This window comes from Flavobacterium chilense (assembly GCF_001602525.1).
Lineage (GTDB): Bacteria > Bacteroidota > Bacteroidia > Flavobacteriales > Flavobacteriaceae > Flavobacterium > Flavobacterium chilense.
Genome location: NZ_LSYT01000020.1, coordinates 1 through 12,863 on the forward strand (window position 1 = coordinate 1; position 12,863 = coordinate 12,863).

The following is a 12,863-nucleotide window of genomic DNA, read 5'->3' on the forward strand; positions in this document are numbered from 1 at the left end:
TTGTAAAAGCTTAATATTCATTTCTGCCAACATCAAACCATTCTTTTCAATTTCCTGAGCAGATGGGACTTCTGGTAAATGTTTATTCTCTTTAATAAAATCTTCGACTTCCTGTAATGACTTCAATTTATAATCATTTGCAAAAACATAATCCGGAACTAACGGTCCAGCCATATCAACACGAACTTCCTGAGTATGAATTTTTCCTCTTACGGTTAACTTTTCGTCTGGTGCCATTGTTCCAATACCAACGTTATTTCCCATAATTAGGAAATTGTTAACCTGATGAGTTTCATTCATGTTCGGAGTGTAATTTTGTATATTTGAGAGTATATTTGTATTAACTGGCAGTCCATTTACTTCGTAGTTTATAGACTTCATATTTTCAGCAGTTGAGGTTGTCCATCCTGCAAATTTATAGCCATTGCTATGATAAGCAGCACTATATGGGACATCCAGAGCTAAATATTTCTTTCCATTGTAAGTACATGTTTTTAAAGTCCAATCTGCAAAGCCATCAGTAGATTTTATAGTTGCATAAGTTCCATTATATGCTGACGAAGAATTTATTTCTACTATATTTATTCTATTTCCAGCTCCTTCGTTTCCTCTAAATGCTGTAATGGTTCCTACAGCATTATTCATTCCTATTAATATATCATTATATATTTCGTGGAGTAAAATTAAGTTTTTTGTATAGTCACCAGTTCCATTCCAACCTAGGTCAATTACTTTGTAATCTCCAGTAATAGGAGTAACCTGAGCATTTATATTTATTGAAAGAAATAATATGAAAATAGATATAAATTTTATTTTACAAGTCATTGGTTTTGCTTTTAAGTTTATTTTCCAGAGTTGAAATTTTATCATTTTGTTTTACCATTTCCTTTTTCATCTCAATCATATAAAGTGTCATTTCTTCAATTTTTTGCAAAAGTTTAATATTCATTTCAGATAAATTAATACCATCTTTTTGCATTTCTTTGGCTGAAGCTACTTCGGGCAAATGCTTATTTTCTTTAATGAATTTATCTACAGATTCTAAAGAGGGCAGGGGATAATTATTTTCAAAAACAAAATCAGCTCCTGCATCAACAGTTACTTTTACTTCGCGTGAAGCAATGTTTCCAGCAACGGTTAGTTTTGATGTTGGGTTTGTTGTGCCAATGCCTACATTACCATTTTGGATATAATGATTTCCTGTTCCGCTAACTTTTAAATTTCCGCTAGTAGCTAAATCATAGTTTAGTTCATTTGGAGATGCAAAATCAGGAATATTAATAACATTTGGGGTTTGATTAATTTTGATTTGATTAATATCATTAATAACATCTACTTTTTCTTGTAGATAAGTAATCTTAATTCTATAAGTAGCATAATATCTAACATCAAAAAATATTGGTAATTCTTTATTAATATAACCGCCAACATTTGTTGCTAAGTCAATAGGTGTTCCTAAAGCAATTTTTCCAGAATGATATATCCCATTTGATTCGATAAGTTTAATAGCAGGCACACCATAATTTACCCCTTGTAAAAAACCATTTTCAACAACATATCTTTCATAACCTGTTCCATAGGATGTTTGATAAAGTTCTATTATGATAAGACCTCCAATTTGCCAGTGATGAGAATTATAACCTACTGAAGCTATTTCGTATCTTCTTGCTTGTTCTCCTTCAGCATTTAAACCAGATATGACACTTGTTTTTATTCCATTTTGATTTATATCAGTTTGCGAAAAGAGAAATGTTGAAAAAAAAAGTACTAGTATTGTAGCTATTTTTTTATTAAGGATTGTAGTCATTATACTTTTAGTAGATTTAGATTATTTTTTGCATTTAAGTTGTTGTATTTCTTTATTTTGTTGATCAATTTGTTCTTGTAATACTTTCATTTGTTTATTCTGATCAATCATATAAAGAGTCATTTCTTCAATTTTTTGCAAAAGTTTAATATTCATTTCAGATAAATTAATACCGTCTTTTTGCATTTCTTTGGCTGAAGCTACTTCGGGCAAATGCTTATTTTCTTTAATGAATTTATCTAGAGAATCTAAAGAGGGCAGAGGATAATCATTTTCAAAAACAAAATCAGCTCCTGCATCAACAGTTACTTTTACTTCGCGTGAAGCTATGTTTCCTGCAACAGTAAGCATTGAAGACGGATTTGTTGTGCCTATACCAACTCTTGCAGCATCCAGAATTAAAGGTTGGTTTCCTCCTCCTGTTTTTAATACTACCGGATAATTGTTATTTATGAATGGTGAAATATTCGCAGTATTGCCAATTTCTAAAGATCTACCATCCAGTGTTTCAGTTCTGGCAGGAAAAAAATGCGCTTTTCCATAAACAGTAAGTGGGGCAGTAGGGCTTTCTGAACCAATACTAACATAACCCAATGTATTTACATTTAAAGCCTGTTTATCTGTTCCAGAAGATGAAACAACATTAAATGACATTGAATTATCTAATAATCTTATATAAGAACCACCTCTGGCTGGATTTAATAATTTTAATAAGCCATTAGATGTCGTATAATTACTTATATTATTGCCCATCCCAACTCCTGTATAAGTTAAACCAGGCTCACTTGCCCAAAGCATTAAATCTGCCTGTCCAGCTTCATCACCACTACCAATTGAATGAAGTAGAATTCTTGAATCTGAGTGACTACCATAAACATTTAATTTATGTAATGGGGTATTAGTTCCAATTCCGATAAAATTATTTCCAGAAGCTCCTTGTATTAAGCCTCCTGGAGTGTAAATCTGAGCTTTTGTAGTAACAGTGAAAATTATAATAATTAAAAAAGTAAATTTTAGCTGCATTTTTTCATTTTGAATTAAGTGAATCTTCAATTTTTGAAAGTTTTTTATATAAAAATTCTATCTCTTTTGATTGTTGATTATTTTTCTTTTCTTGTTCAATCATATAGAGCGTCATTTCTTCAATTTTCTTCAATAAATTCATGTTCATTTCGGCAAGCATCAAACCATTCTTTTCAATTTCCTGAGCAGATGGGACTTCCGGTAAATGTTTATTCTCTTTAATAAAATCTTCGACTTCCTGTAATGATTTCAATTTATAATCATTTGCAAAAACATAATCCGGTACTAACGGTCCAGCCATATCAACACGAACTTCCTGAGTATGAATTTTTCCTTTTACGGTTAGTTTTTCGTCTGGCGACATTGTTCCAATACCAACGTTATTTCCCATAATGAGGTAATTGTTAACCTGATGAGTTTCATTCATATTTGAAATATAATCCTGTATATTCGATAGAATATTACTGTTTACAGGTAGACCGTTTATCTCATAAGCTACAGATTTCATGTTTTCTGCTGTAGATTTTGTCCACCCAGAAAATTTATATCCCCTATCATGGTAAGAATGACCGTAGGGAACATCGACAGCTAAATATTTTTTACCATTATAGATACAAGTTTTCAGTGCCCAGTTACCATTGTTATCTATTGTGCGTATGCTTGCTGAAGTTCCATCATATGCAGATGATGAATTGATCTCTAAAATATTTGTTCTGTTCAAAGATGAAACAGTGCCACGAAAAGCAGTAACAGTTCCGACAGCGTTATTCATTCCTATTAATGTACCATTATACATTTCGTGAAGTAAAATTAGATTTCGGGTAAAATCGCCTACTCCATTATCACCTATATCAATTACCTTGTAATCTCCGGCAACCTGAGTAATCTGGGCATTTATATTTATTGAAAGAAATAATATAAAAACAGATATAAATTTTATTTTACTAATCATTGGCTTTGCTTTTAAGTTTACTTTCCAGAGTTAAAATTTTATCATTTTGTTTTACCATTTCCTTTTTTATCTCAATCATATAAAGTGTCATTTCTTCTATTTTCTTTAATAGGTTCATATTCATTTCCGCCAGCATCAAACCGTTTTTCTCAATTTCATGGGCAGAAGGTATTTCAGGTAAATGTTTATTCTCTTTAATAAAATCTTCGACTTCCTGTAATGATTTCAATTTATAATCATTTGCAAAAACATAATCCGGTACTAACGGTCCAGCCATATCAACACGAACTTCCTGAGTATGAATTTTTCCTTTTACGGTTAGTTTTTCATCCGGGTTTATTGTGCCAATACCAACATTAGCAGCAAAATAAGCATTTCGATTTTGATAAGTTCCTGAAGGTATAGCATATTCTTCTACTGTTGTTCTAAAACTATGTGCAGGACCATTAACTTCATTATAAGGTAATGGATTTTGAACGCCATCATAAACAGTTGGATTTACGGGATAATTAGATTGATAATAATAAGTAGTTCCGCCACCACGTAACCAAATGATGATACAAGTACACGTTCCATTTCCTGTGGCATCTCTCCATTCAGCAATAAAACTGCCAACCGAACCTATCGAAGGTTTAATATTAGCATCAATAAAGTTAGAACCATGACCATATGCTGTTACGTGAAAGTTAAAGGCAGCCATTAATGATCCTCTCCAATCAGAATCGGTATGAACACTGCTTCTGCCTAATATTAGATTTGTAGGGGCATTATAATACCACCCACCATCATAAAATGTAACAGGATAAAATTTATCAATATCTCCACCAACATTAAAACTAGCAGATGTTTGTGCATAACTATTTTTTGTAAAAAAAATGATTATAATTATTAATACTACTTTCTTCATAATTCTATTTGTTTTCAATTGTTTGTATTCTTTTTTCAAGTTTTAGTTGATTGTTTCTTAAGGATTCATTCTCCTTTTTCATCTCAATCATATAAAGAGTCATTTCTTCAATTTTTTGCAAAAGTTTAATATTCATTTCAGATAAATTAATACCGTCTTTTTGCATTTCTTTGGCGGAAGCTATCTCAGGTAAGTGTTTGTTTTCTTTTATGAATTGATCTACAGATTCTAAAGAAGGTAAATTATAATTATTTTCAAAAACAAAATCTGCTCCGGCATCAACAGTTACTTTTACTTCACGTGAAGCTATGTTTCCGGCAACAGTGAGTTTTGATGTTGGATTTGTTGTACCAATACCAATGTTTCCATTTGGTAAAAAGGTCATATATTGATTATTGTAATCAGTTCCAATATAGCTGTTTACTACGCTTGTTATTCCATTTGTAACATTTCCAAAAGTTCCTAATGAAATATAACTTTGACTACCATTTTGATTTGTTACATAAAAACCTCTTGCCCAGCTACCATTTATACCAGGAAAATTAGATTTAATTTTTATGCCGTATGCAGGACCATCAATACCTATTGAGACATCATTAAAGGTTGTGTTTTGTGATTGTATTGAGTTGGCAATGCAAAAAAAAATAATTATTAACGAAACTGATTTTTTCATGAAAATTTAATTTTTGGTTTTAGTTTAAAGGAAAGTAGATAAGTATAACTTTTTAATTAATGGTGAAATTAAACACTGTACTTCTTGGGCTCACATTTCCAGCTTCATCAAATGATTTTACAAACCAGTAATAAGTACCTTTGACTAATGTTTTATTGTATGAACTAGAAGCTTTGTCTTTAAAATTTAGATTTGTTAATGCACTTTCGGTATAAACATAGATACTGTCTTTTTCTGTACTGCCTGCTATTGCAGTTCTGCTCCATTGAAAATTTATATTCGTGGTTGTTGTAGTGCTTGCATTTGCAGGACTTGACAATACAGGAGTGCTGGGAGCTTTTGTGTCTATTAAGATTACACGAGAGGTATATAAAGTTTGTGCTGTACCATTACTGGCTCTCACTTTCCACGTATATTTTCCTTCATCAAAAGTAAAATTAATTAGTGTAGATCCTGTACTTTGTTCTTTTACCAAAGTATTATTTTCATCCAATACCTGAAGCTGATATGAAGTTGTACCAATAATAGCATCCCAGGATAACTTTTGTAAGGCCGTTTTAGTGATTAAATTATTAACAGGAGTGAGTAAAATTACCGTGTTTTTTTGAAAATCATCATTGTTCAAAATTTGAAAACTACGTTTGGTATAAGCAGTTTCATAAGCACTGTTTACGGCTTTTACACGCCATTCGTATTTACCAATATTTAATTGTCGTGTAAAGGAATTTTTTGAAACCAAAGTATCTAAGACCAATTGTTGAGGATCATCGAAATTTGGTGTTGCAATTTGTAATTTATACTTATCAGCATTTTTTACATAATCCCAGGAGAGTGTTACTCCTGAAGATGAGAGAGCAACATTATTGCCTGGTGCTATAAGAACAACCTCCTCTTTAGATATGTCATCAACAAGTAATATTTCTTCACAGGAAAAGAAACTAAGTATAATCAATAATGTGAAGCATTTACGTAATGAAATTTTATTCATGATATAATAGAATGATATTTTTTAATTTAACAGGAAACCTTAATTTAGGTGTTGGTTTACATATCAAATAAACTTTTATTTTTTTTCTTTTTAGATATTCTTTTTTCTGTTGTTCCTTTACAGCTGTTGTATTCATTTACAATATCTGCCACATACCATTTCCCACGCTCGGAGCTTGTCCAACAAAATGAACTCAACTGATAAGCAACAATTGTTTCCGGGTTTATATCGATACTGTCAATTTTTTTTCCGGATTTGAAAATAGCGATGGTGTACTTTTTATACTGGTTGTTGGTAAGATAAAAAGCATCTGCCTGTCTTATTTTTGCAATTTCTTCATTAGTTAAACTAACAGCAAGACTAGAAATTATTTTAGACGATTGAGTATTTATCAATAAATTCAAAACTTCTATATTGTAATCAGAATTAATTTCATGAACTAAACCCGCTATGTCTAAAATGCGTATTGTTACTAATTCCGGTTTTATAGGTAAACTGTCTATAAAAGCAACTTTAGTTTGATTCTGATTGTATTTGGCTTTTGATTTATAAATTTTGTTCAATCTTCGATTATAAGGAACAACACCAATTTCAACACGAATATTATTTTGAAGAGTAGGTAAGGCCTTTGTTTCAAATTTGTTTTGATCGTAAGCGAATTTAGATTCTCCAATACTGCCCAGTTCTGTTACCGAAGATGAAAATTTGTAGTCTTCATTTTTAATTTGGGTTGTTTGGCATGCAGTGCAAATTAACACAGCCAGAACAACAATTTTTTTAAGCATAACTTTGATTTTTAATTAGATCCTATAAATAAACAGTCCATAAATAAACAGCTGGTTTTTAATTTATTTATATTAATATTTTCTTAACAAATCTAATGAAATAGATGTAAATGACTGTTAAAATTTAATTTAATTTCGAAGGTTTTTTCTATATGTTTCTATTTAAAAATATAATTGTTAATGTCTTTGTATAGATAACATTTTGGATTAATAAGTTTTAAAGCAAATAAAAAGGAATTAAAACTCTAGGAATAATTAAGTAATATCTTATGAGTTAAGAAATGTTTTTCAATTAATTTTTATTATTTGTTAGAGTTAACAAATCTATTTCCATTATAAGCATTTAATATTTTATTTTGAGTATCTCAATCGAATCTTTCCTGATGAAGTAAAACCTGTTTGATGAGTTTTCCTTCACACACATCACAGCCTTTTTGGTCAAAACAGCCTTTTGATACACCAAGTTTAATATTATTAATTTTTAAAACAGAATTAAGCATCAAAAATAAAGGGATGAGTACAATACCCATCCCTTTTTTAAAAGTTGATTTTATTTAATAAATGCTGATTATCAATGTATTTTGGTTCTATAAGAGCAATACAATACAATACAATACAATACAATTGATCCATTACTCATCTTTAAATTATTTTTCACTTATAATTATTCTATTCCAATATGTTAGAAATCTAAATTTCTATATCACTAACTTTGAAACACTACCAGTTATAATTATTGTTTTGCGTAAGTTTCTTTCCTTGTTTTGTTGTTGTTGCCCAAAAAAGTTCATTAGGAAGTGGTAATTCATAATTTAACTTTGACCATCTTAAATCAATTTCTCCAATAAATTTTAAAATATCATCTTCTGAATCGTAATTATAAGATTTAAATTCAGTTTCAGTTACATAAAAAACATCTATTAATTTTTCTTGCATTAATTCATGTAACATTTTTAACGTAAAGATTCTTTTGCTTTCCTTATTTACAACACTATCAAATTCATCTAGAATCGAAATCATCATATCCGCAAAAATATAATCATCTTTTCCAAAAACCAAAATTTTATCTTTAATATAGTTCCAATCCATAGTTTTAGTAATTTAATTTCTATTTATTCTGGGGACCAATAAATTCTAATGTTGAATGATTTAAATCGCCACTTTTAGTTGAAAAATTTCGCAATTGAATATTAGACATCGTTGCATTTATAATAGTATCTTTAGGAGTGTCAATAATTTTCTTAGTCCCACCTTGGGGTATATCATTGAAAAGAATTCTAGTATTTTCTCTGACTTTGCGCTACTCAAAGCAAATATATTCAAAAAACGTAAGCCTCTCAAAGTCTATGACTTAAAAATAAAACATCTTAATGTAAAATTCATCAAGACATAAACAGAAAAAGTCGGAGACTTTTGAGACGTTTTGTGTTTGAAGTAAAAAAAAATGCGCAAAGTCAGAGACATTTGCGCAGCTTTTCATAAGGAACTCTTCAAAGAGCGGGGAAAACTTATAGCTCTTCCAATTCTGGTTCTTCTAATGATAATACCTCAATTATATCATTTGGTGTTACAAAAAAGTAATGAGTAATCGCTTCTTCCAAATACATTCCACTACTTTCTTCAACAATCCAACTGATAAAATCACTTTTTTCAGCTCTAAATAAACACCACTGCCTACTATTCAAAGGAAATAAATTTAAAGATTTTAATCTTGCTCCTTCATCAGCATTTCTATATGAAATGTAATTATTAAATTTAAACTTAAAATGCTCTGATGAGTTTTCGCTTTTGACAATGACTCTAAACCCTTCGTAATCGTCGATAAGACTTGCAATATAAATTGTGTTAGGAAAATTAGTAAAATCAGGCTCCCATTTAATAATTTCTATTTTATCATTAATCATTATATCTAAATTTTGTTTTGTTTTTTCCATTTTGAATCTCCATTGTTGGTCTTCCATCCGAACTACCACTTCTTACATTTACAGTTCTTCCACCAGGTAACGTTCCAACTCTACCTCCTTCAATTTCTCTAACGTTCGTAGGATTTAAACTATCAAGTTCTTTATTAGCCGCATCTAAACCACCTTCTCTTTCAAATAAGGTAGACCTACCTTTGGTTTTTTCTCCTGGAGTGGATGGATCAACTAAATCATCAATCTTATTTTCAAGTCTTTTTATCCCTGTTTCTTCAATTGTTTTTTCTTCAACCTTATGGTCTTTGATACTTAATTTCTCATCAACTTTTATGTCAAATTTTAATGGTCTCTCATTTGTTCTTCCAAAATTAGGACTCATATAATCATGTAAGACCGCAGTTACAATGGAGACTACATTTGTAGTTAGTTTTGCTAGAGGACTCAAACCTCCAGCTACCTTTTCAACAACTTTAGGTGCAGATTGTTGTACAACTTCTGATTTAAACACGGTACCAACCAAACCTAGAACTGGTGTATTTTTAACTTTTATCGGTTCATGATTAGTGATGTCAGTTTTCCCATTAGAAGGAGCTCCTTCCAAACCTTCTATTTCAATTTTCCATACAGGATTATTATGAGCAAACTGATAAGTTGAGATTGACATGTATTCTTCCGAAACTGGGTCAACACCAAAAAATCTTCCAATAGCATAGTCGTAATTTCTATGTCTAAATGTATCCCAGTTCAGTCCCAGCTCATCCTGACGCTCTTGGCCAAGAAACTTATACTTTAAAGCTTCACTAGTTGAATTTTTAACCGTATTATATCCTTCCTGTTTAAGCCCAAACGGATAATAATTGTTTTCCTCCTGAATCACCAGGTTTTTGTTGTAACTCAAACGAACGTTACCCAGATGATCTTTGTATTGATATACATATTTGTAAGAACCTGCAGAAGGTTCTACATAAGCCTCTGTTGTTGGGAAAAACTTCAATATAGCATTATCATACTGATAACCTTACAGATAATCTGTTGTAACGGCAGGTTTTCACTTCTTGAGTGCAATATTTTTAAGAACATAATTTTAAAGGATAAACTTACTGTTTTATTGCTCAAATCCAAAAGTAAATTTTTAAAACAGCTGTAAAAACAATTAAACTTCTACTGAAACAGATTGTCCTGCAGTTAAGTCTTTTCAGATGAGTTCTGAGTGTCAAGTTTTTCCGTTCAATATGATTAGTTCCGAAACGTTTAACAGAATGTAGCTTCTCGTCAATAATGTATCTGTAGTTTTTAAGTCTGTCCGTAAATATCTTTTTTGCTTCTGCCAATTTTAGAGTTTCCAAAACACGATTCAGAGTTTTATTGGTTCGTTTGCCAACATTAAAACTCACAACTGTTTTAGAATTCTTTTCCAATGCATAAACCAGTCAGATATAATTTTTCTTGTGTCTAATATAAGTGCACAGCTCATCAACTTCATACGTTTTGCCTTTACTGATAATTGGCTTGGCAATTTTTCTGGCAATTGAAAGAATTCTTTTCAATAATGTTGTGGCTGATATTTTCAGTATTCTTGTCGTGCTTCTTATCCCTAAACCTTCTTTGGTTAATTAGATAATATTCTCGTTTATCTCTGCTATATAAGCTTGATAAGTATATTTTTCAACTTTAGTTTTCCCGCATATTGTGCAAATATATCTCTGACTGCCAGACTTTGTCTTTCCATACTTTATCATCTTTTGAATATCACCAACACATCTGTAACACCTACTCTGGTTTGACTCCATTTTTTCCGATTTAAGGCATTATAAAATAAAAAAACAGCCCAAAGGCTGTCTTAATTTTTATGCTATATTAATATAAATATCTGATTTTCTGTAAATGTTAGAGGCACTAATTAACCACCAACAAATCTGATACATTATCAACAGATTCTATTCAATAACATAGTTTAATATTCTATAATCATTGTCATCTATTTCAAAAATGAACCTTTCAACAGTCTTTTTCTTAACATACCAAACTTCATAATCCAATAAAATCCTATTATTAGAATTGGTAATCTTAGTAATTTTAGAGGCTATTAATTTTTTAGATTTAAAATTACCCATAACCTCTTTTTTTACTTTTAGGAAATTTACAAATTTGTTGTATGGAGTAACTTGATAAAATTGATAACTCATCAAAAGATCTATTGATCTGTAGTTACCTGCTTTTTCAAAATTGTAAAAGTCATCAACCTTACTTTCTGCTAGCTTTAATTCATTGGAATTTGATTCACATGCAAGCAATATTAGAGAAAAACACAATAAAAGGAGATTATAAAATTTATTTCTCATCTATAATTTTGTTATTTATTAAATCGTAAATAATCAAATGACCATCCTTCTTTTGTATTGTAGCACAAGAGTCGCCTTCTTTTTTTGAAATTGAGTCACCTATTTCTAAATAGGTTGAAAATTTCCAATGTATTGGCTGATTATTCCCATTCTTCAAAATAATTTTATTTGCAAAATGGTCAGTTGTATCAATGAATTTTTCTTTTATATATCCTGAATATGATTGTTTCTTAATATTATTACCATCAAGATTTTTTGATTTACCTAAAGATAAGCTAATAACAAAATATATAATAAAAATCACTATAACTAATGATAAGATATTTTTTAATTGTTTATTAGTTAATTCAATTGCCATACTGATGTATTTGATTTTCTATACATCGCACCAACAGATACTTTTCCAGAAGGACTTTGTATCAAGGAACGATTACCCTCTGTATTACCTCTGCCAGTATCACTTGTTCCATAATTTGATAAATTCAATCGTTGAGCAGATGATAAACTAGAAGAGAATGTTCCTCCATAATTTAATCCAATTCCCCCTAATGGAGTTTCAATTCCAACATTTGCAGATAGAGATTGTCCCACTGCGTCTTCAAGTAAAAACGGACCACTATGTTGTGATTTGATTGAACCGAAACTAAAACCAGTATCAGCACCAACCCCAACATTTGAATTACTACTTAAAAAGAACCCAGCATTTCCTCCTGAATCTTTTATAAAACCTGCATCAAATCCCCATCCTCCACCAAGTGAGCCATTAAAACCATAGGATACTTTAAAACCATCTTTTTTGTCAGAACCAATGATTCTTGTTCCCCCTTCTGTTTTTGTGCTTTCAGTTGTACCTAATGTTCCTCCATCTTTATCGGTAACTGTACCATTATCGTGAAAAGTGTATTGATATACTATTTCTCCACCTTTTGTACCTGTTAGAGTTGAACCTTCATCTAGATGCTTTGCCTCTTTACCATATTTTTCAGTTGCTTGTGCTTGCGACGTTACTGCTGAGTCATAGAAAATATTTTTACCCTTTTTAATCCAATCTGTAGCCTCCATCCCATCAGGATCAATAAAACGAATAGAATTATTAAGAGCATAAGTGTATGGAGAAAAGCGTCTTGATTTCTCCGCCAGCGGGTCAACATTCATCCAACGTCCAATTGTGGGGTCATAATTCCTTGCTCCATAATCATAAACATTAAGCCCTAACTCATCCTGCAATTCTTTTCCATTGTACTTATACTTTAAAGCATCACTAGTTGAATTTTTAACCGTATTATATCCTTCCTGTTTTAATTCAAACGGATAATAATTGTTTTCCTCCTGAATCACCAGGTTTTTATCATAGCTCAAACGAACGTTACCCAGATGATCTTTGTATTGATATACATATTTATATGAACCTGCTGAAGGTTCTATATAACCCTCTGTTGTTGGGAAAAACTTTAAAATACCATTTTC

General features: G+C 30.7%; 13 protein-coding genes and 2 pseudogenes. All 15 read right to left on the minus strand.

Features of this window, described 5'->3' with window-relative positions:
- A pseudogene (locus tag A4F88_RS24995) lies at positions 1 to 645 on the minus strand (tail fiber protein); the annotation flags it as partial.
- A gap of 169 nt (positions 646 to 814) precedes the next feature.
- Positions 815 to 1,807, minus strand: coding sequence for a hypothetical protein (locus A4F88_RS25000; protein WP_068845915.1), 993 nt, complete (start codon positions 1,805 to 1,807; stop codon positions 815 to 817).
- Between the two features lie 21 nt (positions 1,808 to 1,828).
- Positions 1,829 to 2,830, minus strand: a complete 1,002-nt coding sequence (locus tag A4F88_RS25005; RefSeq protein WP_143155095.1) for a hypothetical protein — start codon at positions 2,828 to 2,830, stop codon at positions 1,829 to 1,831.
- A gap of 4 nt (positions 2,831 to 2,834) precedes the next feature.
- On the minus strand, positions 2,835 to 3,782 hold the full coding sequence (locus A4F88_RS25010) for a tail fiber protein (RefSeq protein WP_068845919.1): 948 nt from the start codon (positions 3,780 to 3,782) through the stop codon (positions 2,835 to 2,837).
- A complete protein-coding gene (locus A4F88_RS25015; RefSeq protein ID WP_073075604.1) occupies positions 3,775 to 4,689 on the minus strand; it encodes a tail fiber protein in 915 nt (304 codons plus the stop codon). Before A4F88_RS25015 ends, A4F88_RS25010 begins: the two co-directional genes overlap by 8 nt.
- A gap of 4 nt (positions 4,690 to 4,693) precedes the next feature.
- Positions 4,694 to 5,362, minus strand: a complete 669-nt coding sequence (locus tag A4F88_RS25020) for a hypothetical protein (RefSeq protein ID WP_068845923.1) — start codon at positions 5,360 to 5,362, stop codon at positions 4,694 to 4,696.
- 52 nt (positions 5,363 to 5,414) lie between these two features.
- Positions 5,415 to 6,350: a hypothetical protein gene (locus A4F88_RS25025; protein WP_068845925.1), complete on the minus strand. Its 936-nt coding sequence runs from the start codon at positions 6,348 to 6,350 to the stop codon at positions 5,415 to 5,417.
- A 56-nt stretch (positions 6,351 to 6,406) separates the two neighbouring features.
- Positions 6,407 to 7,135, minus strand: a complete 729-nt coding sequence (locus tag A4F88_RS25030) for a hypothetical protein (RefSeq protein WP_068845927.1) — start codon at positions 7,133 to 7,135, stop codon at positions 6,407 to 6,409.
- Positions 7,136 to 7,855: 720 nt separating this feature from the next.
- On the minus strand, positions 7,856 to 8,224 hold the full coding sequence (locus A4F88_RS25035; protein ID WP_068845929.1) for a hypothetical protein: 369 nt from the start codon (positions 8,222 to 8,224) through the stop codon (positions 7,856 to 7,858).
- A 419-nt stretch (positions 8,225 to 8,643) separates the two neighbouring features.
- Positions 8,644 to 9,069, minus strand: coding sequence for a hypothetical protein (locus tag A4F88_RS25040; protein WP_082815852.1), 426 nt, complete (start codon positions 9,067 to 9,069; stop codon positions 8,644 to 8,646).
- Positions 9,032 to 10,048 (minus strand): RHS repeat domain-containing protein, encoded by a 1,017-nt coding sequence (locus A4F88_RS25045; RefSeq protein WP_068845931.1) that lies wholly within the window; start codon positions 10,046 to 10,048, stop codon positions 9,032 to 9,034. Before A4F88_RS25045 ends, A4F88_RS25040 begins: the two co-directional genes overlap by 38 nt.
- A gap of 118 nt (positions 10,049 to 10,166) precedes the next feature.
- A pseudogene (locus A4F88_RS25940) lies at positions 10,167 to 10,844 on the minus strand (IS1 family transposase).
- 147 nt (positions 10,845 to 10,991) lie between these two features.
- A complete protein-coding gene (locus A4F88_RS25055) occupies positions 10,992 to 11,396 on the minus strand; it encodes a hypothetical protein (protein WP_068845933.1) in 405 nt (134 codons plus the stop codon).
- On the minus strand, positions 11,386 to 11,754 hold the full coding sequence (locus A4F88_RS25060; protein WP_068845935.1) for a hypothetical protein: 369 nt from the start codon (positions 11,752 to 11,754) through the stop codon (positions 11,386 to 11,388). Before A4F88_RS25060 ends, A4F88_RS25055 begins: the two co-directional genes overlap by 11 nt.
- Positions 11,739 to 12,863 (minus strand): RHS repeat-associated core domain-containing protein (locus A4F88_RS25065; RefSeq protein ID WP_162268814.1); only part of this gene is annotated, 1,125 nt, incomplete at its 5' end. The genes A4F88_RS25065 and A4F88_RS25060, both read right to left, overlap by 16 nt.